General features: G+C 56.1%; 28 protein-coding genes. 16 read left to right on the plus strand and 12 right to left on the minus strand.

The genetic code is table 11. From position 1 onward, the window contains the following. The first annotated feature begins 1 nt into the window (after position 1). Positions 2-700, plus strand: coding sequence for an urea ABC transporter ATP-binding subunit UrtE (gene urtE, locus AQ981_RS01605; protein WP_058909999.1), 699 nt, complete (start codon positions 2-4; stop codon positions 698-700). Between the two features lie 5 nt (positions 701-705). Here urtE and ydeE read toward each other — a convergent pair whose 3' ends face one another. Further along, positions 706-1899: an efflux MFS transporter YdeE gene (gene ydeE, locus AQ981_RS01610; RefSeq protein ID WP_058910000.1), complete on the minus strand. Its 1194-nt coding sequence runs from the start codon at positions 1897-1899 to the stop codon at positions 706-708. A 144-nt stretch (positions 1900-2043) separates the two neighbouring features. Here ydeE and eamA point away from each other — a divergent pair, with 144 nt between their 5' ends. Further along, positions 2044-2946: an O-acetylserine/cysteine exporter gene (gene eamA, locus AQ981_RS01615; RefSeq protein ID WP_058910001.1), complete on the plus strand. Its 903-nt coding sequence runs from the start codon at positions 2044-2046 to the stop codon at positions 2944-2946. A gap of 35 nt (positions 2947-2981) precedes the next feature. On the opposite strand, the gene marB is transcribed toward eamA, so the two are convergent. From marB to marR, 3 genes are all read right to left on the minus strand, one after another. Next, a complete protein-coding gene (gene marB, locus AQ981_RS01620; RefSeq protein WP_058910002.1) occupies positions 2982-3206 on the minus strand; it encodes a multiple antibiotic resistance protein MarB in 225 nt (74 codons plus the stop codon). 81 nt (positions 3207-3287) lie between these two features. Then, a complete protein-coding gene (gene marA, locus AQ981_RS01625; RefSeq protein ID WP_058910003.1) occupies positions 3288-3662 on the minus strand; it encodes an MDR efflux pump AcrAB transcriptional activator MarA in 375 nt (124 codons plus the stop codon). 22 nt (positions 3663-3684) lie between these two features. Continuing rightward, the gene (marR, locus tag AQ981_RS01630; protein ID WP_058910004.1) at positions 3685-4119 is read right to left on the minus strand and encodes a multiple antibiotic resistance transcriptional regulator MarR; all 435 of its coding nucleotides are present in this window, start codon (positions 4117-4119) and stop codon (positions 3685-3687) included. Positions 4120-4404: 285 nt separating this feature from the next. Here marR and AQ981_RS01635 point away from each other — a divergent pair, with 285 nt between their 5' ends. Together AQ981_RS01635 and AQ981_RS01640 are read left to right on the plus strand one after the other, a co-directional pair. Beyond that, positions 4405-5073 carry a MarC family NAAT transporter gene (locus AQ981_RS01635; RefSeq protein WP_058910005.1) on the plus strand — a complete coding sequence of 223 codons (669 nt, stop codon included), beginning with the start codon at positions 4405-4407 and terminating at the stop codon, positions 5071-5073. An 8-nt stretch (positions 5074-5081) separates the two neighbouring features. After that, positions 5082-6248, plus strand: coding sequence for an alpha/beta fold hydrolase (locus tag AQ981_RS01640; RefSeq protein WP_058910006.1), 1167 nt, complete (start codon positions 5082-5084; stop codon positions 6246-6248). Here AQ981_RS01640 and AQ981_RS01645 read toward each other — a convergent pair. Further along, positions 6239-7435 (minus strand): sugar transporter, encoded by a 1197-nt coding sequence (locus AQ981_RS01645; protein WP_058910007.1) that lies wholly within the window; start codon positions 7433-7435, stop codon positions 6239-6241. The two genes, AQ981_RS01640 and AQ981_RS01645, sit on opposite strands and share 10 nt — an antisense overlap. A 217-nt stretch (positions 7436-7652) precedes the next feature. Here AQ981_RS01645 and AQ981_RS01650 point away from each other — a divergent pair, with 217 nt between their 5' ends. Beyond that, the gene (locus tag AQ981_RS01650; protein WP_058910008.1) at positions 7653-8444 is read left to right on the plus strand and encodes a PhzF family phenazine biosynthesis protein; all 792 of its coding nucleotides are present in this window, start codon (positions 7653-7655) and stop codon (positions 8442-8444) included. A 203-nt stretch (positions 8445-8647) separates the two neighbouring features. Next, complete coding sequence (locus tag AQ981_RS01655; RefSeq protein WP_058910009.1) at positions 8648-9283, plus strand: homoserine/threonine efflux transporter; 636 nt, start codon at positions 8648-8650, stop codon at positions 9281-9283. Positions 9284-9295: 12 nt separating this feature from the next. Here AQ981_RS01655 and ptrR read toward each other — a convergent pair whose 3' ends face one another. After that, positions 9296-10186: a putrescine utilization regulator PtrR gene (gene ptrR / locus AQ981_RS01660; RefSeq protein ID WP_058910010.1), complete on the minus strand. Its 891-nt coding sequence runs from the start codon at positions 10184-10186 to the stop codon at positions 9296-9298. Between the two features lie 102 nt (positions 10187-10288). Here ptrR and AQ981_RS01665 point away from each other — a divergent pair, with 102 nt between their 5' ends. Together AQ981_RS01665 and glsB are read left to right on the plus strand one after the other, a co-directional pair. Next, positions 10289-11677 carry an aldehyde dehydrogenase family protein gene (locus AQ981_RS01665; protein WP_058910011.1) on the plus strand — a complete coding sequence of 463 codons (1389 nt, stop codon included), beginning with the start codon at positions 10289-10291 and terminating at the stop codon, positions 11675-11677. 79 nt (positions 11678-11756) lie between these two features. Then, a complete protein-coding gene (gene glsB / locus AQ981_RS01670; protein ID WP_058910012.1) occupies positions 11757-12683 on the plus strand; it encodes a glutaminase B in 927 nt (308 codons plus the stop codon). A gap of 59 nt (positions 12684-12742) precedes the next feature. Here the strand turns inward: glsB and AQ981_RS28385 are convergent, their stop codons facing one another. After that, positions 12743-12865: a hypothetical protein gene (locus tag AQ981_RS28385; protein WP_275935289.1), complete on the minus strand. Its 123-nt coding sequence runs from the start codon at positions 12863-12865 to the stop codon at positions 12743-12745. Positions 12866-13036: 171 nt separating this feature from the next. On the opposite strand from AQ981_RS28385, the gene AQ981_RS01675 reads away from it, so the two are divergent. After that, entirely contained in the window at positions 13037-13405 is a 369-nt protein-coding gene (locus tag AQ981_RS01675; protein WP_058910013.1) for a DUF4186 domain-containing protein, read from the plus strand. A gap of 49 nt (positions 13406-13454) precedes the next feature. On the opposite strand, the gene ompC is transcribed toward AQ981_RS01675, so the two are convergent. Next, on the minus strand, positions 13455-14591 hold the full coding sequence (gene ompC / locus AQ981_RS01680; RefSeq protein ID WP_058910014.1) for a porin OmpC: 1137 nt from the start codon (positions 14589-14591) through the stop codon (positions 13455-13457). Between the two features lie 552 nt (positions 14592-15143). Here ompC and AQ981_RS01685 point away from each other — a divergent pair. Together AQ981_RS01685 and AQ981_RS01690 are read left to right on the plus strand one after the other, a co-directional pair. Next, on the plus strand, positions 15144-16112 hold the full coding sequence (locus AQ981_RS01685; RefSeq protein WP_058910015.1) for a sensor domain-containing diguanylate cyclase: 969 nt from the start codon (positions 15144-15146) through the stop codon (positions 16110-16112). A 195-nt stretch (positions 16113-16307) separates the two neighbouring features. After that, positions 16308-16838: a GNAT family N-acetyltransferase gene (locus AQ981_RS01690; RefSeq protein WP_058910016.1), complete on the plus strand. Its 531-nt coding sequence runs from the start codon at positions 16308-16310 to the stop codon at positions 16836-16838. Here AQ981_RS01690 and AQ981_RS01695 read toward each other — a convergent pair. Next, positions 16835-17737 (minus strand): GntR family transcriptional regulator, encoded by a 903-nt coding sequence (locus tag AQ981_RS01695; RefSeq protein WP_058910017.1) that lies wholly within the window; start codon positions 17735-17737, stop codon positions 16835-16837. The two genes, AQ981_RS01690 and AQ981_RS01695, sit on opposite strands and share 4 nt — an antisense overlap. 186 nt (positions 17738-17923) lie before the next feature. On the opposite strand from AQ981_RS01695, the gene AQ981_RS01700 reads away from it, so the two are divergent. After that, the gene (locus tag AQ981_RS01700) at positions 17924-19375 is read left to right on the plus strand and encodes a tagaturonate reductase (RefSeq protein WP_058910018.1); all 1452 of its coding nucleotides are present in this window, start codon (positions 17924-17926) and stop codon (positions 19373-19375) included. 225 nt (positions 19376-19600) lie between these two features. Here AQ981_RS01700 and AQ981_RS01705 read toward each other — a convergent pair whose 3' ends face one another. After that, positions 19601-19978: an MmcQ/YjbR family DNA-binding protein gene (locus AQ981_RS01705; RefSeq protein ID WP_058910019.1), complete on the minus strand. Its 378-nt coding sequence runs from the start codon at positions 19976-19978 to the stop codon at positions 19601-19603. Between the two features lie 113 nt (positions 19979-20091). Between AQ981_RS01705 and AQ981_RS01710 the strand changes: the two genes are divergently transcribed. Next, on the plus strand, positions 20092-20547 hold the full coding sequence (locus tag AQ981_RS01710; RefSeq protein WP_058910020.1) for a GNAT family N-acetyltransferase: 456 nt from the start codon (positions 20092-20094) through the stop codon (positions 20545-20547). A 102-nt stretch (positions 20548-20649) separates the two neighbouring features. On the opposite strand, the gene AQ981_RS01715 is transcribed toward AQ981_RS01710, so the two are convergent. Both AQ981_RS01715 and katG read right to left on the minus strand, forming a co-directional pair. Beyond that, on the minus strand, positions 20650-20922 hold the full coding sequence (locus AQ981_RS01715) for a YjbD family protein (protein ID WP_058910021.1): 273 nt from the start codon (positions 20920-20922) through the stop codon (positions 20650-20652). 178 nt (positions 20923-21100) lie between these two features. Next, a complete protein-coding gene (gene katG / locus AQ981_RS01720; RefSeq protein ID WP_058910022.1) occupies positions 21101-23269 on the minus strand; it encodes a catalase/peroxidase HPI in 2169 nt (722 codons plus the stop codon). 366 nt (positions 23270-23635) lie between these two features. Here katG and AQ981_RS01725 point away from each other — a divergent pair, with 366 nt between their 5' ends. From AQ981_RS01725 to AQ981_RS01735, 3 genes are all read left to right on the plus strand, one after another. Next, positions 23636-24589, plus strand: coding sequence for a LysR family transcriptional regulator (locus AQ981_RS01725; protein ID WP_058910023.1), 954 nt, complete (start codon positions 23636-23638; stop codon positions 24587-24589). 320 nt (positions 24590-24909) lie between these two features. Beyond that, positions 24910-25380, plus strand: coding sequence for a CYTH domain-containing protein (locus tag AQ981_RS01730; protein ID WP_058910024.1), 471 nt, complete (start codon positions 24910-24912; stop codon positions 25378-25380). A gap of 35 nt (positions 25381-25415) precedes the next feature. Then, complete coding sequence (locus AQ981_RS01735; protein ID WP_058910025.1) at positions 25416-26051, plus strand: hypothetical protein; 636 nt, start codon at positions 25416-25418, stop codon at positions 26049-26051. The last annotated feature ends 38 nt before the right edge of the window (positions 26052-26089 follow it).

Raw genomic sequence — 26089 nt, forward strand, 5'->3', positions numbered from 1 at the left:
CATGCTCGAAGTCAATGCGCTGAATCAATACTATGGCGGTAGCCATATTCTGCGCGGCGTGTCGTTCAGCGCCCGGCCCGGCGAGGTGACCTGCCTGCTGGGGCGCAACGGCGTCGGTAAAACCACGCTGCTGAAATGCCTGATGGGGCTGGTCCCGGCGCGCAGCGGCGAGATCCGTTATAACGGCGCGTCGTTGTTGACCCGTCGCCCTCACCAGCGGGTGGCGGCCGGTCTGGCGTATGTTCCCCAGGGCCGCGATATTTTCCCGCGCCTGACGGTGGAGGAGAATTTGCTGATGGGGTTGACGCGCTTTCCGGCCCGGGAGGCGAAGCGGGTGCCGGAGGAGATCTACCGGCTGTTCCCGGTGCTGGAGGAGATGAAGCAGCGCCGCGGCGGCGATCTTTCCGGCGGCCAGCAGCAACAACTGGCGATTGGTCGGGCGCTGGCCTGCCGGCCTGGGCTGCTGATTCTCGACGAACCCACCGAGGGGATCCAGCCTTCAGTGATTAAGGAGATAGGCCAGGTCATCCGCCAGTTGGCCGCCCGGGGCGATATGGCGATTCTGCTGGTCGAACAGTTTTACGACTTTGCCGCTGAACTGGCGGACAGCTATCTGGTGATGTCGCGCGGCGCCATTATCCAGCAGGGAACTGGCGCGCAGATGGAGGCCGACGGCGTCAGACGGCTGGTGGCGATTTAAGTAACCTATTTCTGTAGCAGGTCCAGACCGCCGGCGCGCATGCCTTTGAGCATCGTCAGATATGCCAGCCCAACCAGCAGAATCAGGGCGATGAACAGCGTCCACGCCGGCAGCCAGGTCAACAGATATCCGGTCAGCAGCGGGTTAAAAGCGCCGCCCAGGGTACCCAGCGTCTGGGCGGAAAAGTAGCTGGCTTTCATACCCGGCGGCGCGATGCTGTCGAGCAGCATATATTCCCCCGGCGAGTAAATCAGTTCCCCGAGCGTAAATACCACCATTGAACATCCCCACATCACCAGACTGGTACCGGACAGCATAAAGCCCACCAGCCCGGCGGCGAAACACAGGCTGGCGTAAAACATCAGGCGTCGCAGATTGTCCTGGCGCAGCCGTTTACCGATGCTGTACTGCAACGATACCACCACTGCCGCGTTGACCGGCAGAACCACCGCCACCACCTGTTGCGCCAGGTTAATGTCGTACACGGCCATCACATACTGGGACAGGCAGGAGGTAAAGGAGCCGAACACCAGTTGGCCGAGGAAGGTGGAAAACGTCAGCCAGAACAGCGCCTTATCCTGCAATAGTTTTCCAGGCGACCAGCCGGGCTGCCCGTCGGGCTGCCGGGTTACCGGTACCGGAGTGACAAAACGGGCAATCAGCGCCAGCGGCGGGATGGCGGTTAACGCCGCCAGCCAGAATGGCAGATTGAGGCTGTACATCACCAGCAGTGTGCCGAGGGGCGGGCCGGCGGTCCAGCCGATGTTGATAAAGGTATAGTTGAGCGAAAAGATCTTCGGCCGCTCGGCGATGGCCAGCGTATCGGAGAAGTAGCTTTTCAGTACCGTGGCAAACACCGCATACGCGCAGTTGATCAGCGAAAAAAACAGCACCACCAGCGGCACGCTGTGGGTCAGGGGGATCAATACAAAGCCGCTCAGAAACGCGAGGATGGCCAGCAGCATATAGCGCTTTTTGTCAAAGCGGTCGGCCAGCATACCGAACCCGAGACTGAACGCCACGCCAATGGTTAGCGCAATGGTCATGGCAACGCCCACCTGATGTACATCCAGTCCATACTGGCGATTGAGGTAAATCGTCATAAACGGCAGCGTCATACCGCGGCCAATGGTCAGTAGCAGCGACGATAGCAGCAGGGCGCCGGTGGAAAACGAGCGTAACGGCTTCAGCAATAACATTTTTATTTCTGGTTCATGAACAGACAGGCAGTATAGACAGGAAGCCGTCGCCAGGTACAGGGCGCCGCGCCGGGCGAAAAGCGTTTCCTGTATCGGCAGGCGAATTTGCACTAGATTAGTTTTTTAATAATAAAAGGGGCAGGTATGACAAAGAGAGACGGACTGCTGGCGCTGCTGGTGGTGATCGCCTGGGGAATTAACTTTGTGGTTATTAAGGTCGGGCTGCATAACATGCCGCCGCTGGTCCTGGCAGGATTACGCTTTGTGCTGGTGGCTTTCCCGGCTATTTTCTTTGTCGCGCGCCCGAACATTCCACTGCGTCTGCTGCTGGGGTACGGGCTGACTATCAGCTTCGGCCAGTTCGCGTTTCTGTTCTGCGCCATTAAATACGGGATGCCCGCTGGTCTGGCCTCGTTGGTGCTGCAGGCGCAGGCCTTTTTCACCATCGTACTCGGGGCTTTCGCTTTCGGCGAACGACTGCAGGGCAAACAACTGGTGGGGATTTCGCTGGCGGTATTCGGGGTGCTGGTGTTGATTGAAGGTAGCCTCGGCGATCAGCAGGTGACGCTGCTCGGTTTTATGCTGACCCTCTGCGCCGCGCTGTGCTGGGCCTGCGGTAATATCTTCAACAAGAAGATCATGCAGTTGCCGCAGCAGCCGGCGATATTGTCGCTGGTAGTGTGGAGCGCACTGATCCCCATCGCGCCATTCTTTGCCGCCAGCGCGCTGCTGGACGGTCCAGAAGCGATAGCGAGTAGTCTACGCGAAGTGGACCTCGTCACACTGTTATCCTTGTGCTACCTGGCGTTTATCGCCTCGATTGTCGGCTATGGTATCTGGGGGGCGCTGCTGGGTCGTTACGAGACCTGGCGCGTGGCGCCGCTGTCGCTGTTGGTGCCGGTGGTCGGAATGGCCAGCGCCGCGCTGCTGCTCGGGGAGCGAATGTCGGTTATTCAGTTGCTGGGGGCGTTGCTGATTATGGCGGGGCTGTATATCAATGTGTTTGGCATTCGCCTGCGCCGTCGCGCCGCGATGCGCCGGGGCTAAGCGTCCGGCCCGGCAGGGCTGCCGGGCCGCGTGAATTACTCTGCGTCGTCGTTATGGTAATAGGGCACGCCGAGTTCATCAGACTTATCGCTGCCAGCCCCGCGGTGGCTAAAATCATACGGGGAGTGGCTGCCGGCCCCGGGGACGATCATGCCGCCGTGGCTGGACTGGCTATAGGTGAAGGTAGGGGGGCTTTCCGCCATGACCTGTGCGGATGCCATGACCAGCATTGCCGCAACGGCGCAGACCAGACGTTTCATAGTGACCTCATTTTTACGCCCGAAGACGGGCGGCGATGTATAAAAACCGGCATCAGCGATGATCTGCCGGCAATAGTACGATTAATGTTTAATCGGATGTAAAAACTTGGCTTCGCCGCGCATACTGGTAATACGATATTTATGCGGCGGTACCGAAAAATAGTTTTTAAACGTCCGGGTCAGGGTTTGCTGGGACTCAAATCCGTAACGCTCGGCCAGATAAAGAATCGGTTCGTTGCTCTCTTTGAGTTTCAGCGCGATCTCTGTCAGTTTGCGGTTGCGAATATATTGCCCTAAAGAATGGCCGGTCTCTTTTTTAAACATCCGTTGCAGGTGCCACTTTGAGTAGCCAGAACGCCGGGAGACCACCTCAAGGGACAGCGGTGACTCCAGGTTATCTTCAATCCAGTCCAAAATGCTGTTTACAGTAACTTCATCATTATTGCGTCTGGACATCGTCTTACCTCTTTTCTTTGCGCTACGGCAGTACCTTCTTTAGCAGGTACCCGAGTGTCGCCACTTCTTCTGCCGTCAGGTTTTTTGTTAATTCTTTATGCAGGTCGTGCCCCACTAAGGCGATACACTTTTCACACATCTCCAGGCCCTCAGGGGTAAGCTGGATCAGTACGCCTCGTTTGTCATTGGGGTTAGGTAGCCGCGCTATCCAGCCTTTGCTCATCAGACGATCGAGCATGCGGGCCTGAGCGCCGGGATCTACCGATAACAGCTTGCTGAGCTCTCCCGGGGTAATGCAGGTTTCACAGCGAATCGAGCACAACACCCTGAACTGGGTAGCGGTAATCTCCAGGGGAGATAAATAACCGCTGAGCAGGCGATCTTTCTTCTGGTTCACCAGCACAATCAGGCGTGCCAGAGGGATCATTTCGTTGAACAGATCGCTGGAGTGTTTCAAAGTTGTTGCCCAGGCAAGTAGATTAATCACGTTGGATATTATTGCTCAGGCAAGTATAAGTCAAACAAATTGTTTATCTGGATCACACTATTTGCAAAATCGTTTCAGGATATTACATTGCTACTATTTATTAACCTTTAAATAACATAAGCTTGTCGGTTGTTAGCTCCCTGACAATGGCCAGGATAGTCACCCAATGAAACTAAGAAAACCTTACACTACGGGCGTGGTGCCAGGGCAGTTTTCTTCTTATACTCAGGCCCTTATGTAACAGGGGAACTGAGAATGCTGGAACTATTCAAAGCGATTGGCCTTGGGCTGGTGGTCATCTTGCCGCTGGCGAATCCATTGACCACGGTGGCGCTATTCCTCGGGCTGGCGGGAAATATGAACAGCGTCGAGCGCAATCAGCAGTCGCTGATGGCGTCGATATATGTTTTCGCCATCATGATGGTGGCGTGGTACGCCGGGCAACTGGTGATGAGTACTTTCGGGATTTCGATCCCCGGCCTGCGGATTGCCGGGGGATTGATTGTGGCGTTTATCGGCTTCCGGATGCTGTTTCCTACCCAGAAAGCCCACGAATCGCCGGAGGCGAGCAGCAAATCGGAAGAGCTCAGCCGCGAACCCACGGCGAATATCGCCTTTGTACCGCTGGCGATGCCCAGCACCGCCGGGCCGGGCACCATTGCGATGATCATCAGTACCGCTTCAACGGTACCGCAAAGCAGCAGTGAATTTCCCGACTGGGTGATTACCGTGGCGCCGCCGCTGGTGTTCCTGTCGGTGTCGGTGATCCTCTGGGCGTGCCTGCGCAGTTCCGGCGCCATTATGCGCCTGGTGGGTAAAGGGGGAATCGAAGCGATTTCCCGTTTGATGGGCTTTTTGCTGGTTTGTATGGGCGTCCAGTTTGTGATTAACGGTGTACTGGAGATTATTTCCACCTACCAGTGAGGCGCGGCATGAAAGGATTCGCGAGGGGGGTACTGGTTATTCTGGCGCTGGGGCTGAGCGGTTGCCGCCTCACGGCGTCGCTTCCCGAACAGCCGCAGACTTTTGCCGGGTATCAGCGCCAGACGGTGGCGATGGTTGAAGCGCAACGCGCGTTTCAGTCGCTGGATAAACAGGCTGAACTGCGCTGGAATACCCCGCAGGAGTGGCGCCCGCAAGGGACGGCCCGGCGGGGGATTCTGTTGGTTCATGGCCTGGGCGACAGCCCGGGATCGTTCAGCGATCTCGGCCCGGCGCTGGCGCGTCAGGGATTTCTGGTGCGTAGCGTGCTGCTGCCCGGACATGGTACCCGGCCGGCGGATCTGATTGATGTCTCTGTTAATCAGTGGCGTAGCGTGGTACGCGAGCAGGCGGCGATACTGGCGCGGGAGGTGCCGGAAGTCTGGCTGGGCGGTTTTTCCACCGGCGGCAATCTGGCGCTGGAATACGCGTATCGTCATCCACAAGTGGCCGGGCTGTTGCTGTTTTCCCCGGCGCTGAAATCGCGCACCCCTTATGATTTTCTGGCGCCGCCGCTGGCGCTGGTTCGCGACTGGCTGCGCCCGCCGTCGGCGCTTTATCCGCAGCAAATCGCCACCCGCTATCTGCGGGTACCGACCAATGGTTTTGCCCAGTATTACCACACCAGCAGCGCGGTGCGGCGCCTGATCGCCCGCCAGACCTATCCCAAACCGACGCTGGTGGTGATGGCGCGCCACGACTCGGTGGTGGACAGCCTGTGGGTGCTGGGGCAATTCAGCGCTACCTTTACCCATCCGCGCAGCCGGTTAATCTGGTATGGCGATCTGCCGGATGCGGCGGCGCAGGACAGTCGTATCCTGACGCGCAGCGACGCGCTGCCTGAGGAGCGGATTAGCCAGTTCTCCCATATGTCGGTGCTGTTTGCCCCGGAAAACCCTGTTTATGGACGCCGCGGCAGCCAGCGCCTGTGCGGCAATGGTCAGGCGGAGGAGAGCGCCCGGCGCTGCCTGGCGGGGGAGACGGTGTGGTATTCCGACTGGGGACTTCAGGAGGCGGGAAGGATCCACGCCAGGCTGACGTGGAATCCGTGGTTTAACTGGCAGCAGCAGATTATCGGAACGGTGACCGGGGCCGGGGCGCCAGGTGATTACGAATGACCCGGCTGTTCTTCCAGCGCTACCGGCCAGCGGCGGAAAATCACCACTGACCAGATGAGCGCCGCCAGCGCCGGGACGGCGCCCACCAGGCCGATGGAAGCCATCGACAAGTGCAGACTGACCTGATTGCCCAGCAGCGCGCCGGCGCCGATACCGATGTTAAAAATCCCGGAAAACAGCGACATGGCGACATCGGTGGCATCCGGCGCCAGCGCCAGCACTTTCACCTGCATCCCGAGGCCGATAACCATAATGGCGATACCCCAGAACAGGCTGAGCAACGTGAGATGAGCGGCGCTGTCGGAAGCCGGCAACAGCAGTAGCAGGCATCCCGTCAGTAGACCGATCGCCACACTGACCAGCGCCGAGGCGTGCTGATTACCCAGTTTACCGAACACCAGGCTGCCGATAATGCCGGCGCCGCCGAGGACCAGTAGCAGGAAGGTGGCAAAGTTAGCGCTCTGTCCGGCGATGTTCATCACGAACGGTTCAATATAGCTGTAAGCGGTATAGTGGGCGGTGACCACCACAGCGGTCAGTACATAGATACTCACCAGCGCCGGGCGACGAAACAGCAGCGGAACGCTGCGTAAATCCCCGGAATGTTCGCTGGGCAGCCGCGGCAGCAGTTTCACCAGGCACAGCAGGGTAATCAGCGCCACCACGCCGATGGCGAAAAAGGTGGTACGCCAGCCGAAATACTGGCCGACGATACGGCCAATGGGCAGCCCCAGTACCATTGCCAGCGCGGTACCGGTGGCGATCAGGCTCAGGGCCTGCGCCTTTTTCCCGTGCGGCGCCATGCGGATTGCCAGCGATGCGGTAATCGACCAGAAAATCGCGTGAGCGAAAGCGATGCCGATACGGCTAATCACCAGCACCACGAAATTCCACGCCAGGAAAGAGAGTACATGGCTGACGATGAACAGGATAAAGATACCGATTAACAGCCGCTTACGTTCCATTTTGCTGGTCATCAGCATAAACGGCAGCGACATCAGCGCCACCACCCAGGCATAAATGGTCAGCATAATGCCGACCTGCGCCGTTTCCATAGAGAAGCTTTGCGCGATATCGGACAACAACCCTACCGGAACAAATTCCGTGGTATTGAAGATAAAGGCCGCGACGGCAAGGGTTACCACCCGCAGCCACGCCGTCCTGCGTGAAACGGTATTTATCGTCATAAAAAAGTATCGTGCTGATTAAAAGGAACCGGAGAGGCAACGATCTTAAAACCATTCATTGCACTGATACAACCGATTTGTGATGAATATCTCATTTTTATATGTATGCCGGTAATATCTCTCGCTTAACTGAAACGCGGCGCAAACTTAAGATGCAATTCCCGTCAGGACATGCCAGGTTAACGAATTGATCGTGTCAAATAAATCAGGAGTAACCATGCAGCCCATTGATTTCTGGATGGTGGATGCGTTTTCTGAAACGACCTTCGACGGTAATGCGGCGGCAGTGTGCGCGCTCAGCGACTGGTTGCCGGATGAGGTGATGTTGAAGATGGCGCGCCAGCATAACCAGTCGGAGACGGCGTTCTTTATTCACCAGGATGATGGGTTCGGACTGCGCTGGTTTACCACTCAGGGGGAGATCAACCTGTGTGGACATGCCACGCTGGCCGCCGCCCACGTGATTTTTGAGCACCTCAATTATCCGCAAACCGACATTCGTTTTACGACCCGTTTTGTCGGCGACTTATGGGTCAGCCGCAGCGGCGGCTGGCTGTATCTGGATTTTCCGGCCTGGCGCAGCGAGCCGACGGTGGCGCCGTCGCTGCTGTTTGAATGTCTGGGCATTGACGGTTGCCGGGAACTGCGGGTGGGACGCGACTACCTGGTGGTGCTGGACAGTCCACAACAGTTGGCGGCGCTGGATCCGGATATTCACGGCATGCTGCCACTGGATAAAATGATCTGCGTGACGGCGCCGGGGGAAGGGAATTATGACTTTGTCAGCCGCTTTTTTTGCCCCGGGGAAGCGGTGGCCGAAGATCCGGTCACCGGCTCGGCCCATTCGATGCTGATCCCGTTCTGGGGCGAGAAGCTGGGCAAAACGCAGATGCTGGCGTGGCAGGGCGCCGCCCGGGGTGGAGAGCTGCGCTGCGAATGGCGTGGCGATCGGGTGCGGATTGGCGGCCAGGCGACCACTTACCTGAACGGTACTATTTACCTGCGCTGAGGACGGTTTTTCCGGCCTGCGCTAACCACTCAGCCCCTGCGCCGCCTGGCGTGCGAATGACTTTGCGATCCGCCGCGCAGGATCGGGGGATTTCGCTATATTTGCGCCGCGGCGCTCCGGTAATATTGTTATCGGTTCCGGCGCGTAGCGGGGCGCCGGACAGGCGGTTTTCTTCGATAATAATATGTTGCCGGAGGCGAGGAATGGATCCGATACATGGCGTACTGGTCACCGTAGGGCTGTTTATGCTGACCTTTCTGAACCCGGGAGCCAACCTGTTTATTGTCGTTCAGACTACCCTGTCATCCGGACGGCGGGCGGGGTTGCTGTGTGGCTGCGGCGTGGTGCTGGGCAATGCCATCTATTCCGGGCTCGGGCTGTTTGGCATGATTGCCCTGATGACCCGCTTTGAGAGCCTGTTCGCGGTAATCAAAATCGCCGGCGGACTGTACCTGATGTGGTATGCCTGGGGCGTGGTGCGTAACCGCCAGGCCATGGCGATTTCCGGACTGCAAAAGCCGCAGGGCGGCAGTGCGCTGGGCTTTTTTCGCCGCGGGCTGATTTCCGATCTTTCCAACCCGCAGACGGTACTGTTCTTTATCGGCATCTTCTCGGTCACTCTGACGCCGCAGACCCCGCTGTGGGCGAAACTGGTCACCTGGGCTGCGCTGATTGTGGTCTCTTTTCTGTGGCGGTTACTGCTGTGCCAGACCTTCTCCCGTGAGGTGGTACGCCGGGCCTACGGACGGATACACCGGGTCGCCAGCGGGGTGATCGGCTGTGTGGTGGGGGCCATGGCGGCGCGGCTGATCTGGCAGGGCGTGCGCGAGCTGCGCTGACGCGGCATGCGCTCAGTCTCCCGCTTTGTGCCGGGGATGTTCGCTTTCCGCGATCGGCAGCAAATCGATAAAAGCATCCAGCAGGCGGCTGCGGGCGCCGCGGCGCCAGATTAACCAGGTGGTCAGCATTCCCCACGGGGCGGGCAGCGGCCAGACGCTGACCTGGTGGCAGCCCGGCATACTTTCCAGCATACTGCGCGGCAGCATTGCCAGCCCGGCGCCGGCAATCACACAGGCCAGCATGCCGTGGTACGACTCCAGCTCGTGTATTTTCCCCGCTACGGCGCTGTCGGCCTGCAACCAGCTTTCGAAATGACGCCGGTAGGAGCAATTGGCGCGGAACGCATACAGACTTTCACCGCTGGCATCGCGCCCCCGGGTGACCGGCGCGTGTCCCGGCGGGGTAATTATCACCATCTCTTCATCAAACACCGGCACACCTTCCAGCACCGGGTGCAGCAGCGGGCCGTCGACAAACGCGGCGGACAGCGAGCCGTCCAGCACGCCGTCGAGCATACTGCCTGATGGGCCGGTGGACAGATCCAGTTGTATTCGCGGGTAACGCTGGTTGAACCGGGCAAGGATCCCGGGAATGCGCACCGCGGCGGTACTTTCCAGCGCGCCCAGCGCCAGTACGCCGCGCGGCTCGGCGCCAGCCATCACGCTGCGCGCTTCTTCCACCAGCGCCATAATCTGGCGGCTGTAGGCCAGAAAGTTGTGGCCGTCCGCCGACAGATACAGGCGCGGATGTTCGCGAATGAACAGGGCTGTACCGAGTTCCGCCTCCAGCTGGCGCAGGCGCGTGGTCAGGTTAGACGGTACCCGATGCACCTGTTGGGCGGCGGCGCTGATACTGCCGGTTTGCGCGACGGCGTTAAACATCTCCAGCTGTGTCAGATCCATAGCTTTCTCATTTTGTGAATGCTCAGGTCAGTATTATTCAGTTTTATAAAATACAGCGCAACGCTATCGTGATATCACTGACTTGCATACAGGAGCGCTCTTATGGGGAACCATCCCGACCGTCACGCTATTTCCGTTAACCCGGCCAGCGGCGAAGTTCTTGGCGCCTGGCCGTTTCTCGAGACCGCGCAAATCGACGCCGCTATCGGCGCTCATCAGCAGAGCTGGCTGCTATGGCGGGCGCTGCCGCTGGCGCAGCGGGCGGGGCAGATGCGCGTACTGGCGACACTATTGCGCGAGCGTGAAGATGCCATGGCCCGGCTGATCAGCGCCGAAATGGGTAAACCTATCGCCCAGGCGCGCGCCGAAGTTCGCAAATCGGCCCATTTGTGCGACTGGTATGCGCAGCACGGTCCGGCCATGCTGGCGGCGCAACCGACGCAGGTGGAAAATCAGCAGGCGGTGGTTGAGTTTCGTCCACTGGGGCCGGTACTGGCGGTGATGCCATGGAATTTTCCGCTGTGGCAGGTGTTGCGCGGCGCGGTGCCGATTCTGCTGGCGGGTAACGGCTATCTGCTGAAACCCGCGCCGTCGGTAATGGGCTGCGCGTTGATGATTGAGGCGCTGTTTCGCGATGCGGGGTTCCCGCCGGCGGTCTTTACTTTACTGAATATCGATCCCGCCGGCGTTAGCCAGGCGATTAACGATCCGCGCATTGCCGCTGTGACGGTCACCGGCAGCGTGCGCGCCGGCGCGGCTATTGGCGGCCAGGCGGGGGCGGCGCTGAAGAAATGCGTACTGGAGCTGGGGGGCAGCGATCCTTTTATTGTGCTTAATGATGCCAGTCTTGATGAGGCCGTACAGGCGGCGGTTCAGGGGCGATTCCAGAACAGCGGCCAGGTGTGCGCAGCGGCGAAACGTTTCATTATTGAGCAGGGGGTGGCTGAGCGTTTTAGTGAGCGGTTTGTCGCCGCCACCCGGGAGTTGCGGGTAGGCGACCCGCTGGATGAGGCGACCCAGGTGGGACCGATGGCGCGTTACGATCTGCGCGATGAGCTGCATCAGCAGGTGTGCGCATCGCTGCGCCAGGGCGCTACCCTGCTGGTCGGCGGCGATAAATTGCCTGGTCCGGGCAACTACTATGCGCCGACGGTGCTGAGCGATGTGACGCCGGCGATGACCGCGTTCCGCGAAGAGCTATTCGGCCCGGTGGCGGCGATCAGCATCGCCAGAGACCCGGAACACGCGCTGGAACTGGCCAATGACAGCGATTTTGGCCTGTCGGCGACGCTGTTTACCGCCAGTGAAACGCGGGCCCGCGATATGGCTGCGCGTCTGGAATGCGGGGGCGTGTTTATCAATGGCTACAGCGCCAGCGATCCGCGAGTACCCTTCGGCGGAGTGAAAAAGAGCGGCTTCGGGCGCGAGCTGTCGCACTTCGGTTTGCATGAGTTCTGCAATATCCAGACTGTGTGGCGGGACCGGCGCTGACGCCCGGATAAAACATTACTCCTGTTAATGTGTCTGCTATATACTTGGCCGCCGATGTATTGCAAGAAAGAGACAGGCAGTGGCGAAGGCGTTAAGTAATCAGAAACTGGCGGCGATCCTCGATCAGGTTCGCCCGCTGGTGTACCAGGGCAAGGTGGCGGACTATATTCCGGCGCTGGCGGAAGTGGCGGCGGATAAACTGGGGATCGCCGTCTGCACCGTGGACGGGACGTGCTATCAGGCCGGGGATGCCACAGAACGTTTCTCCATTCAGTCTATTTCTAAAGTATTGAGTCTAATCCTCGCCATGAGTCGCTACGAGGAAGGGGAAATCTGGCTGCGAGTCGGTAAAGATCCCTCCGGGCAGCCGTTCAATTCGCTGGTACAACTGGAACTGGAGCGCGGCAAACCGCGTAATCCGTTTATTAACGCCGGGGCGCTGGTAGTGTGCGATATGCTGCAAAGCCGCCTCAGCGCTCCCCGGCAGCGGATGCTGGAAGTGGTGCGCGCGCTGTGCGGCGTGGCGGATATCGGATATGACCGCCGGGTGGCGCGCTCCGAGTTCGAACATTCCGATCGCAATGCGGCAATTGCTTACCTGATGAAATCATTCGGTAATTTTCATAATGATGTCATCACCGTGTTGCACAACTATTTCCATTACTGCGCCCTGAAAATGAGCTGCGTTGAACTGGCCAGCGCGTTTCTGTTCCTGGCGAATCAGGGACGGGCGCCACACCTGAGCGAACCGGTGATTACCCCGTTACAGGCCCGTCAGGTAAACGCGCTGATGGCGACCAGCGGGATGTACGAGAGTTCCGGCGAATTTGCCTGGCGGGTGGGAATGCCGGGTAAATCCGGCGTCGGCGGGGGCATTATCGCAATCGTGCCCCATGAAATGTCGATTGCCGTCTGGAGCCCGGGGCTCGATCGCGCCGGCAATTCATTAGTGGGGATTGCGGCGCTGGAACTGCTGGCGGCGCAACTGGGACGCTCGGTTTACTGAACCGGGAAAGAGAACGTTCAGGTGACAATGTCACTGGCGCGTTATTCACGGCGCAGGGATCAGCCGGAGAGGAACGGGGCGCTCAGTGAGGCGAATAACAGTAAACCAACGGCGGTGATCGTCAGGGTGACCAGCCCCACCACCAGACCAATAATGGCTAACTCGCCGCGTCGCCGTTTCATCTCTGTCTCCACGTTACTTACCTGAGTTCAACAGTAGGCGATATTAATTAAACACAGGGTAAATCGTTGTTCAAAATCACAATAGGGCGATTAATGGTGACGGTGTCACGCATTGATGATCGGGTATGCGCCAGCGCTTTATGGTAAACCGCAGTCCGGAGGTCGAGAGTCATGCAACCTGATACCGATAGTCTGTTCCGGCGCCTGAAGGCATCGCGGTTTCGCAGCCGCTTTCACCTGGGTCATAAAGAACGCCAGTACTGCCTGGAGAAGGGCGCCGAACGGATCAAATCTCACGCCGGCGATTTTGTCGCTGCCCGCCTGGCGCCGGCATTTCCGCCGCACGACGGTAAACAAACGCCGATGCGCGGGCATCCGGTATTTATCGCCCAGCATGCCACGGCGACCTGTTGTCGCGGCTGCCTGGCGAAGTGGCACGCCATTGCCCCGGGCGTTGCCCTGAGCGATCGGCAGCAACAGTATGTGGTTGAGGTTATTTTTCGCTGGCTGGTCGAGGAGATGAACCAACCGCCGCAATGAAACGGGAGCCATGGCCCGCCGCAGCGGGACCACGAGTTATTGCCCGGACTCAGAACTGGTAGACCAGACCGAGCGCCACTATGTCATCGGTGTTGATGCCGTTGTCTTTATAGAACGAATCGCCGCTGTCCAGCAGGTTGATTTTGTAGTCCACGTAGGTGGACATGTTTTTATTAAAGAAATACGAAGCGCCGACCGACATGTATTTTACCAGGTCTTTGTCGCCGCTCACGATTTGGCTGTCATTGCGGGTGGTGTTCAGATCTTTGCCTTTGGACATCAGGAAAGAAACTTCCGGGCGTAGCCCAAAATCAAACTGGTATTGGGCGGTGACTTCATAGTTCCGGGTTTTGTTCGCCACGCCATTGCTGTCGCCGTAGGGCGTCATATTACGGGTTTCAGAATACATCGTCGCCAGATAAACTTTGTTGGCGTCATACTTCAGACCGACAGTCCAGGCATCGGCTTTATCCCCGCCGGCAGTGGTATTGTTCATCTGATCGTTGGTGCGATCGGAGGAGGCGTACGCCGCCCCGGCGCTGATACCCATACCGAGATCCCACGTCGAAGACAGGCCCCAGCCGTCGCCGTTTTCATAACGGTCATCACTGCCGGAAGTGCGGCTGGCAGTGCCTTCCTGATCGTTGCTGGCGCCTTCATTTTTTCCCTGATACTGGACGGCGAAATTCAGACCATCCACCAGACCAAACAGAGAGCTGTTGCGATAAGTGGCGACGCCGTTGGTGCGGCTGGTCATGAAATTATCCGCCCGGCTGTATGAATCGCCGCCGAACTCCGGCAGCATATCGGTCCAGGCTTCGACGTCATACAGCACGCCATAGTTACGGCCATAATCAAAGGAGCCGTAATGCCCGGCGTTCAGGCCGGCGAAGGCCAGCCGTGTCCAGGATTGATTACTGCTATTCTCAGTATTGTTGGCCTGTACGTTGTACTCCCACTGACCGTAGCCGGTAAGCGCGTCATTAATCTGTGTCGCACCTTTGAAACCGAAGCGAAGATAGCTCTGGTCTCCACTGGCGCCATTGTTATCAGAGAAGTAGTGCAGGCCATCGATCTTGCCATACAAATCCATCTTGTTGCCGTCTTTATTGTAGATTTCCGCCGCATGCGCTGCGCTTGCCGCCATCAGGGCCGGAATCATTATCGCCAGTACTTTTCTGTTCATAAGGATTCTCTTTCTGAAAATTTATTGACATCCGCAATTGGGATGCCGGGTTATCCTAATAGGTGTCTGCGCGAGGCGTTCAGCGGGTTTTTGTAATGAAAGCCGACAAAGTACTACAGAAAAATACCCGGGAAATTTTCATATAAAATAATTATTTATTTATTTGAAATATATAAATTGAAAATTAATTTGATATAAATCAATTGGTTGGGATTATTTTTCCGGCGCGTAGATGATGAGAGAAAACGTTGCCAGGCTGTCGCCAGAATGGCGGGTTTATTATTCAGAAAAATATTGCGATGCAGCACAAAGGAAACCAATAAAAGGTTTCGCGCCCGGGAAATATATCGGATATCCTGCGAAAAATATTTTTGTGACCGCCCGCCACGTCCTCCCGCGACCGACACACTTCTTCATACGCTGAGACAGCATCGTCTTTTGCTGATTATTCTGCTATGCTGAAAGAGTCGGTAGAGTATAACTGACTGAATTAATTGCTATATATCAGGCAACAGTGTGAACGGATATGCTGACTGTTGACCGGGAGGAAAGATGAAAGTTGCTGATATTCCCGCCAATGAAACGCAGCGTTTGCGTTCGCTGTATGAATCCGGCCTGCTGGGAGCCGCGCCTTCGGAGCGCTTTGATCGCCTGACCAGGCTGGCGCAGCGCATTTTTGATGTGCCGATGGCGCTGGTCAGTCTGGTGGATGCCAATAAATTATGGCTGACCTCCGGCGCGCAGCATGGTCTGCAGGAGACGCCGCGCGATGTCTCGTTCTGTTCTCACACCATTCTGAGCAGTGAACCCCTGGTGGTACATAATGCGCTGGCCGACAATCGCTTCGCGGACAACCCGCTGGTAGCCGGCCCGCCGTATATTCGCTTCTATGCCGGCTGCCCGGTGCGGATGCCGGACGGCATGAACATTGGCGCATTTTGCCTGGTCGATCATCAGGCGCGACAGTTCCCGTCCCATGAAGTGATGGTGCTGCGTGATCTGGCATCGATTGTCGAAGATGAATTCGCGGTACTCAACGCCGCGTCCACCGACGAACTGACCGGCCTGAACAACCGCCGCGGGCTGACCTCGATTGGTCACTATGCGCTGTTAAGCGCAGCCCGGCGTCGGGAAACCATGAGCCTGGTATATATCGATCTCGATAAATTTAAACAGATCAATGATACCTGGGGACATCAGGCCGGGGATAACGCGTTGACGGCGATGGCCGCCATGATGAAGACAACGTTTCGCGAGGCGGATGTGGTCGCCCGACTGGGGGGCGACGAATTTTGTCTGCTGTTGCCGGGCATGAGCGAAGAGGAAACCACTAAGGCGCTGCAGCGGCTTAGCCAGACCGTCGCCGACTGGAACCACGCTTCCGGGCATCCCTGGCAGTTGCGCTTTTCCTGGGGAAGCGCCTCCTGTCATCCCGATCAACCGGCCAGTCTTGACGGCCTTATCAAAGCGGCGGACGCCCGCATGTACCAGATGAAGGTACAGCGCCAGATGGCGCGTTAGATAATGGCGTGATTGTCGCCTCCTGTCTGTTGCGTCGCCCCGGGGTAGACAGTTGCCGCGCTCCGGGGTCAGCCATAACAATTTCCTCTGACTCGCTGTTCCCGCCTGTGCGATATGCTCATCGATTGATAATTAACTGATTTTTCAGACCAATGATGATCGGTAAAGAGCTGACGGGCAAAGGTGGGCAATCAAATGACATTGATGATTAAAGCGCTTCAGGGAGCAGAAATCCTGCAGCGTATGGAAGCGCTGAACTCTCTTTTAATTGACTGCGTGGAGCAGGGTGCTTCGGTCAGCTTTATGCTGCCGATGACGGTGGAAAAAGCGGCGGCCTTCTGGAAATGTACCGCTGACGCAGTGGCGCGGGGCGAACGTCAGCTACTGGTGGCGGAGGAAAGCGACGGACAGCTGTTGGGGGCCGTACAGTTACAGATGTGTTTGCCGGAGAATCAGCCCCACAGAGCTGAAGTGGCCAAATTACTGGTTCACAGCCGCGCCCGGCGGCGCGGGGTGGCTAATACGCTGATGCGCCGGCTGGAAGAGGAGGCGCTGGCGGCCGGCAAATACCTGTTGGTGCTGGATACGGCGACCGGCAGCGGCGCGGAGGGGTTTTACCAGCAGTGCGGCTGGCAGCGGGTGGGTGTTATCCCGGATTTTGCGCTGATGCCGGATGGCGCCCGCAGCGGTACCACAATTTACTTTAAATCCCTCAGGGCCGACTAACGGTCAAGCGCCAGGGATTTGATCATCGCCTGGCGCGCGGTATCGAGGTGGCTGTGCAGCGCCCCGGCGGCGGCAGGTTCGTCGCCCGCCAGCATGGCGGTGAGAATGATCATATGCTGATCCACGGAAACGATATTGCGCTGCTGGAGGTCTTTCTCATCCCACTGATAGTGGAAGTGGAAGATGATCGAAATGATTTCCAGCGACTGGTTAAAAAAGACATTATCGGCGGCGGAAAGCAGCAGGGCGTGGAAATCCCGATCCAGCCCGGCAAACAGACGAAAATTGCCGCCAATGGTATCGCGCAACCCGCGATGGCGCGCTAACTGATCCCGGGCCTGTAGCCAGCGTGCGTCGCTGGCCGGCAGGCGCATAAACTTGCGCAGCGCATGGGTTTCGAGAATTTCGCGTAATTCAAACAGCTGGGTCGCCCAGTGCTGGTCGAACTTCTTCATTCGCCAGCTGCCGCGCCGTTCATTTTCAATCAGCGCGTAGCGGCTGAAGCGCAATAAAAACTCGCGCACGACCACCGGGCTGACTCCCGTGGTTCTGGCCAGTTGCAGTTCGGTAAAGCGCTGGCCGGGCTTCAACTCCCGCTGGTTAATCATGTTATAGAACGCTCGTTCAAACCACTGCTGCTGCGCTTCCGGCGCAGCGTGCAGGTGAGGGAGGTTTTCGCTGGCGTGGGGCAACTGGCGCACATGATACTGGCCGTCCTGAAGATCCAACGTTCCCTGTTGCACAAGCTGCCCGAGAATGTGGCGCACCGTGGTGCGGCTGACGTTGAGCATTTCCGCCAGCGCATTCTGTGAGGGCAGCGGCGAGGTAAGATGGCCGCTGGCGATACTCTCCACAATCTGATGAATAACGGTGTGACGTAAATGCCGGGGGCGACTCATGGTGAATTCTCGCGCAGGCTGGTTTAGTACCAGTTAAGTACCAGAAAATAAGTTAACGATCACAATATCATATTCCGCTACAGGGGCCAGCGGCGTTTTTAAGCGATAACCAGCGCTATAGCCATGGCTGGCCGCACGTCGGCCATGATTTCACCTTCCCCGAGACAATTTTAAAAGGACGCAACCGTGAAAACTCTTAACCGTCGCGATTTCCCTGGCGCTCAGTATCCCGATCGTATTATCCAGTTTGGTGAAGGTAATTTCCTGCGCGCCTTTGTCGACTGGCAGATTGATCTGTTAAATGAACATACCGATCTGAACGCCGGAGTGGTGGTGGTGCGCCCGATAGACAGCGATTTCCCCCCATCGCTCAGTACTCAGGATGGCCTGTATACCACGATTATTCGCGGTCTTAACGAGCAGGGAGAAGCGGTTAGCGATGCGCGATTGATTCGTTCCGTTAACCGGGAAATTAACGTATATCAGCAATATGATGAATACCTGAAGCTGGCCCATAATCCGGATATCCGCTTTGTGTTTTCTAACACCACGGAAGCGGGGATCGCCTGGCATGCAGACGATAAATTTACCGATGCGCCAGCGGTGAGTTACCCGGCAAAACTGACGCGCCTGCTGTTTGAACGCTTTAGCCATTTTGACGGCGCGGCGGATAAAGGCTGGATTATCATTCCCTGCGAACTGATTGACTATAACGGCACCGCGCTGCGCGAGCTGGTGCTGCGCTATGCGCAAAGCTGGCAGCTGCCGGCGGCATTTACCCGCTGGCTGGAAGAGGCGAACACCTTCTGTTCTACGCTGGTTGACCGGATTGTCACCGGTTACCCGCGCGACGAAGCGACTGAGCTGGAAAATCAGTTGGGCTATCACGATGCGTTTCTCGATACCGCTGAGCATTTCTGGCTGTTTGTCATTCAGGGGCCGGCATCACTGGCCCGGGAGCTGCGTCTGGATAAGCTGGCTCTGAATGTACTGATTGTCGACGATATCCGGCCTTATAAAGAGCGCAAGGTGGCGATTCTCAATGGCGCCCACACCGCGCTGGTGCCGGTAGCCTGGCTTGCCGGGCTGGAGACGGTTGGCGAAGCGATGAACGATCGACAAATTTGCAACTTCGTGGAGAAGGCGATTCATGAAGAGATTATTCCGGTACTGGATTTGCCGCGCGATGAGCTGGAATCATTTGCCCGCGCGGTGACCGGGCGCTTTCGCAACCCGTATATTCGCCACCAGCTGTTGTCTATTGCCCTGAACGGGATGACCAAATACCGCACTCGTATTCTGCCGCAATTGCTGGCCGGGGTTGAGCGGCAGGGACAACTGCCGGTCCGTCTGACCTTTGCGCTGGCAGCGCTGATAGCCTTTTACCAGGGGAAATGCGCGGGTAAAAGCTGGCCGCTACAGGATGACGCCCACTGGCTGGAACGTTACCAGCAGCTATGGGGAGACCTTGGTGCTGGCCATATTGCGCTGGTCGATTTGGTGATATCGGTGCTTTCCGATAGCCAGCACTGGGAGCAGGATCTGACCCGGGTACCGGGGCTGGTAGAGCAGGTGACGGCAGATCTGCAGTCGATTCTTGATAACGGGATGCGCAGTGCCGTAGCGCCATTGTGCTGATATTGCGCCGATATCGTCGCCGGACGCCCGCAATAGCGGGCGTTTTTACTGGCCTTGCATATCATTAGTTACAACATACTCATTAAACTTCCTTGTGATGATACATCAGCATCGTGCCTGATATCACAGGCCTCGCAGGAATGAATATGTGGAGGTTGCCGATGTTACCGCATCAGATGCTGTTGGCAGGCGCTGGCGTTATGATTCAGCCAATGGGTTTGCTGTTTAGCGAAAACGCTGCGGCTGGATGCGCTTCTGATCGCGCAGCGGTAACTTTTTCACCACCAGATTCCAGGAATCGACGATCAGCTCTTCAAGCAGCGCCAGTGATAATTCAGGGGCCGGGTAAACGGAAATCCAGTGGCGCTTATTCATATGGTAGCCAGGGGTGATGAAGGGATAAATTTGCTGATTTAACAGGCTTTTGTCCGGATCGGCTTTCAGGATTACCATCGGCTGGCCACGCAGGTGAGTCGCCAGCATAAACATCCGCTCCTGGACTTTAAAAACCTCATGCTGCGGGCCAAATGGCTGGGTTTGGGTAGTAAAAGGCAGCTCAAGGGCGATGTGCATAGCCTGTGGGTGAAGTGCTGTCGGTTCCATTAACGCTATCTCCTTATTGTCGCCAGGATGATTTTTGCAGTATATCGTGAGTTGATGCAACGGGCAGGTTATTTTATGGATAAAATCCTCAACAGAACTCCGGAGAGACAGGGATGATTATTGAAAAGGCACTGCGCACAGATTTACCTAAAATACTGGCTTTACAATATATTGCCTACCAGAGTGAAGCCAGATTATGCAATAACCCTCTCATTCCGCCTCTTACGCAAACCCTTGAAGAGGTTGTCATCGAGTTTTACAGCGGGATATTTCTCAAGGTGGAGAATGCGTGTGGCGATATTGTCGCTTCTGTGAGAGCCTGTTCAGAAAATGGGTCGCTGCATATCGGGAAGCTAATCGTTCACCCCGATCTGCAGGGGCAGGGAATCGGTACTCGGTTGTTGCGCGAAATTGAGCATTTGTGCCCGCAGCGCAGATATGTTCTTTTTACCAGTAACAAAAGTGCAAGAAACATCAGGCTGTATCAGAGAATCGGCTATACCGCGTTCAGAGAGCAGGATATGGGGGATGGGCTGAAGTTTATCTTTCTGGAAAAAATCCGCGCGTAGCGTTGATTTAGCTCCGTGGGTTATCGCACCTCGTTATCCTGAGTAACACAGTGCCCGCCAGGGCGGGCAAAGGTTGGCTATCAGACCATAACGCGCCGGAGATCAGCGCCTGCCGCGAGCGGGTGTATTCGCCGACCAGGAGAATGAAGCCCCGTCATCCGGTTTGTAAGCCTGTTTTTTCTTCAACTGGCGGCTCTTTCTGGCCTCCGCTTCGCGCTGTACCATCAGTTTATCGATGTATTCCTTCTTGACGCTGTTTGTTTCGCTATTAGTCAGCGGGCGGCCATGCGCTATACGCGCACGGTCGAGCAGCGTTTTCAGTTCGCGCTGCTCGCGTTCGGTCATCTCTTTTTGCGTAATACGGGGAAGTGCCATAACAGGAACCCTCAGTCAGCCTGAAGGCTCAGTGTACGGGAATCATCGCTCAGCGAATAGCGTCGTGGCGACAATTCTGTTTACTTATCGATACCTCTCCCCGGATAACAGGGAGAGGTGGAGAGATGAGCCGATTGCCCGCCTGTGCACAATACGCAGGCGGGTTGCCCGGCGCGGATCAGGCGAGGTCAAAACGGTCGAGATTCATCACCCTGGTCCATGCCGCCACGAAGTCTTTGACAAACTTCTCCCTGGCGTCATCACAGGCGTAAACCTCTGCGACGGCGCGCAGTACGCTGTGCGAACCAAAAATAAGATCGGCTCGGGTGGCGGTGTATTTAACCTCGCCGCTGCTGCGGTCACGGCCTTCGAACAGTTCGCTGCTGCTGTCGGTGGGCTGCCATTTGGTGCGCATATCCAGCAGGTTAACGAAGAAGTCATTGCTCAGCACGCCGGGGCGGTCGGTGAAAACACCATGCAGGCTGTTATCAAAGTTGCCGCCCAGAACCCGCAAACCACCGATCAATACCGTCATCTCCGGTATCGTCAGAGTGAGTTTTTGCGCCAGGTCGATAAGCAACTCCTCCGTTGACGGGCCGTCTGAGTTCTTACGATAGTTACGAAAGCCATCGGCCTGGGGTTCGAGCAGGTTGAACGACTCAATATCCGTTTGATCCTGGCGGGCGTCGACGCGTCCGGCAGTGAAGGGGACATTAATCGGTACGCCAGCGGCAATCGCCGCTTGCTCAACGCCAACCACGCCGGCAAGCACGATGGTATCAGCGAGAGACAGTTTACCGGAATGTTGCTGTATGGCTTTCAGCTTCGATACGGTCTGTACTGTCCGGGCGTTCACTTCCCATTCGTTCTGGGGTGCCAGCGCCAGCCGCGCGCCGTTAGCGCCGCCGCGTTTATCACCGCCGCGGAAAGTTGCGGCAGAGGCCCAGGCGACCGAAATTAAATCGCTGACCGATAATCCGGACTCGACGATGGCGGATTTCAGCGTGGCAATGTCTATCGGCGTCGGTTTGTGTACTGGCGCCGGCAGCGGATCCTGCCAGATAAGATCTTCGGCAGGCACTTCCGGTCCTAAATAGCGCGCTTTAGGGCCCATATCGCGGTGGGTGAGTTTGAACCAGGCGCGGGCAAATGCTTCATTGAATTCCTGAGGGTCGTTGAGGAAACGGCGCGAGATTTTCTCGTATTCCGGGTCCAGGCGCAGAGTGATGTCGGTGACCAGCATGGTCGGTTTGCGCTTTTTGGCCGGATCGAACGGATCGGGAATAATTTCCGGACCGTCTTTCGCCTCAAACTGAATAGCGCCACCGGGACTGCGTGTCTGTACCCATTCATATTTGAACAGGTTTTCGAAGAAGTTATTGCTCCACTGGCTCGGGGTTTGTGACCAGACGACTTCCAGACCAGAGGTGATAGCATCGCCTCCGGCGCCGCTGGCAAAGTCGCTTTTCCAGCCCAGCCCCTGAGCTTCCAGCGGCGCGGCGGCCGGATCCGGGCCAAGGTGAGTACCGGGTGCGGCGCCGTGGGTCTTACCCAGGGTATGTCCGCCGGCAATCAGCGCGACGGTTTCCTCGTCATTCATGCCCATGTTGCCGAAGGTGGCGCGAATCGCCGGGGCGGCTGACAGTGGGTCGCCGCTCGCTTCAGGGCCTTCCGGGTTTACATAAATCAAACCCATTTCAGTGGCACCGAGCGCCTGATGCGCCAGGGCTTCAGGGTGGCGGTGGGCCAGCCACACGGTTTCATTACCCCAGTCCACGTCGAGATCCGGCTCCCAGACATCTTCACGGCCGGCGCCAAACCCGAAAGTGCGGAAGCTGGAGTTTTCCAGCGCTACGTTGCCGGTCAGAATGAACAAGTCAGCCCAGGAGATCTTTTGCCCATACTTTTGTTTGATAGGCCAAAGCAGGCGGCGGGCCTTGTCGAGGCTGACGTTATCCGGCCACGAGTTGACTGGCGCAAAGCGCTGTTGGCCGCGACCGGAACCGCCGCGGCCATCCACCGAGCGATAGGTGCCGGCGCCATGCCAGGCCATACGAATAAACAGCCCAATATAGCTGCCCCAGTCAGCCGGCCACCACTCCTGCGAGTCGGTTAACAGGGCTTTGATATCGCCTTTCAGAGCGTGATAGTCGAGTTTTTTGAATTCTTCGCGGTAGTTGAAATTTTCATCCTGGGGATTAGAACGTCTGGAATGTTGGTTAAGCAGGTCGACGCGTAATTCGTGCGGCCACCAGTCCCGGTTGGTTGTTCCGCCGCCGGCGTACTGGCCGGTGGTATTGGCATGGAAGGGGCATCCGGCGGATTGATTATCATCAGGAGTGCTCATATTGCCTCATCTAATCAAAAAGTTAATCTCGTATCCATAAACTAAAACTGCGGCACAGCGTTGGGTAAATCTGAATTAATGATAGACCGCTTTCTGACACTGCATGATGCGAAAAACGCAATTGAATACAGACCAATAAGCGCAGCGGTGGAAGCTGGTGTTGACGCTTCTGTAAGAGCACACTTTGCAAGTGTGGATGCGAATGAGAAAAGATATCGTTTGCTAATCAGACAATATTAAAAAGCACTTTAATTAAGGTTATGTTTATCCGAAAAAGTGGGCCGCGTGGTAGCATGTTTGGGTCTGCACACATTTCCAGCCCGGGTGCATAGTTCTCCTTTATTTATTATATGCCGGTAAGCAAATATGGATATCGACCATTTTAAGACATTCAACCAGGTTGCCATCAGCGGGAGTTTCACCAGGGCTGCGCAAACCTTGTTTTTATCCCAGCCAGCCATCAGCATGCAGATTCAGGCGCTGGAAAGCTATTTGAAGGTTTCTCTGTTTGATCGCTCCCGGCGAAAAATTAGCCTGACGAAAGAAGGCGAGGTGTTGTTTGAGTATACACAGCGTATTTTTCATCTGTTTGATGAAGTACAGAGTGTATTTCAGGATATCAGTAAGCTACAGGTAGGTCGTCTGACGATTGGCGCCACCGGTGTGATGGGAACTTACTATCTCACTCGTTTTATCCAGCGTTTTCATGAGCGTTTTCCTGGCATTGAACTGGAAATTCTGACCGGTAACTCTCATCATATTGCGGAGCTCGTTGCCAGTGGAGAAGCTGAACTGGGTTTCGCCGGGCGTTCCGTGATTCGTTCCCAGTTGCAACAAGTGTTCCTGCACAGAGAAAATTACAAAGTTGTCGTTGGGCGAGACTCTCCTCTGGCGGAGCACTCCACCCGTGAGATGAGTCCCGCTCAATTGCTGGAAGCCCCTTTCATTATGCGTGAGAAGGGGACGCGGATGCGCGCCAAAGTTAACTCCTGGTTCAAACGTCATTCTGCGAACATCGCTCCGCAAAACCGGGTGACTCTGTCCAACCTTGAGGCAACCAAGAGGCTGATAGGTAGCGGATATGGCGTCACGGCGATCCCTTATCTGGCGATATCTGACGAGCTGGATAGCGGCGATCTGGTTGAGTTACGAGTGAAAGGGTTTAATCTCTCGGTAGATTATTACCTGGTGTGCCACAGTGAACGTTCCCTGTCACGTGCTGCACTTGGCTTCATTTCTCTTCTTTATGACGATTCCCCGGATAATGAATGGGGGCAATTTCCTGAGTTGCTGGAGAATATATTTCGTAATCACCGTTAGATGCGCCCGCACAGGGTAAAATCTGATGTGTACTTCCTGTAACACTCTTATAAGAGTGGTTATTCTGGATGCGCCATGCTTAGGGCGCATGATATTGCCCCAGCATAAATCCAGTGCATTCATCACACCCGCGTAAAATATAACTCACTAAAAATAATTGAAAAATGATTATTGTGATCTTTGTCAATCTATAATCTGGACTTATAGGTCTGATACTGATTTACAATTTTTATTCTCATAAATGTCTGCTTAATATGGAGGCAATTGATAGAGATAACAAATCACTCCTGACACAGACTCGACAATGAGAGAGGCTTTATATGGCTAAAGAAATTGAAAGAAAATTTCTGGTATGTGGTGAGCAATGGCGTGCCCTGGCTCAGGGGACAGTTTATCGCCAGGGATATCTCAGCAGTGTAAAAGAGAGAACCGTTCGTATCCGGACAATAAATGATAAGGCATATCTTACAATCAAGGGAATTACTGTATCTGCAACACGAACTGAATATGAGTATGAAATTCCTTATGCCGACTGCTGCGCTATGCTGGATGAACTGGCGGAACGTCCGATTATCGAAAAGAAACGCTACAAAATTCCTGTAGGCGAGGTGGTATGGGAAATTGATGAATTCCTCGGTGTTAACGATGGACTAATCGTGGCAGAGGTCGAGCTGAAAAGTGAAGATCAGCAATTTGATAAGCCTGCATGGATCGGGGAAGAGGTTAGCGGCGATCCGCGGTACTTCAATTCTAATCTGGTCGCCAATCCCTATACCACCTGGGAAAAATAGCGTCGTATCCCCCATAACGAAACAGGAGAATCATAATGTCTACACATATGGATAAGAATATTGCCACTTCGGCCAGCGACGCTGAAAAAATTGTTCCACGTGCCGAGTTCCGCGTATTCGGGCATGGGATTGTTGATCTGGTGAAAGAAAAAATGTGGGACGCTAAAGCCACATTGTTTAAGGCACGCAAAATGCCAGAAGAAACCTATTTTTTATCGGTACATACCGATGCCGTCAACGTCAAGGTGCGCGATGGTTTGCTGGATATTAAAACCAAAACTGGCGAAACCCCGGAAGGTTATGAAATTTTTCAGCCGCGCGGCAAGTTTCAGTTTCCGGTACAGCGTGAAGAACTGGAGACTATCTTACAGCACCTTCAGGTCAGTCTCGCGCTGGATAAAGAATGTTACACGCTTGATGAGTTCATCGGCATGGCGCGAGCCAGCAGCGAGCTGGTTCCGGTTAAGGTAGAGAAGATGCGTTACGGTTTTTCCGTTAACGGCATTATCAGCGAATATGCTCAGGTGTGGTTTAACGGCGCGTTGCTGGAAACCGCCTGTTGCGAAAGTGAAGACTATGAAGGAATTAAGGCGGCGGTAGCGGCACTGGGGCTCGACGAACTGCCTAATACTAATTATCTGAAGGCCGCCAGACAGGTTGTTGGCATGTGATGTACAGGCCTCCGCGAGTGGATTTACTGCTGCGGAGG

This window comes from Entomohabitans teleogrylli (genome assembly GCF_001484765.1).
GTDB classification, from domain to species: Bacteria; Pseudomonadota; Gammaproteobacteria; order Enterobacterales; family Enterobacteriaceae; genus Entomohabitans; species Entomohabitans teleogrylli.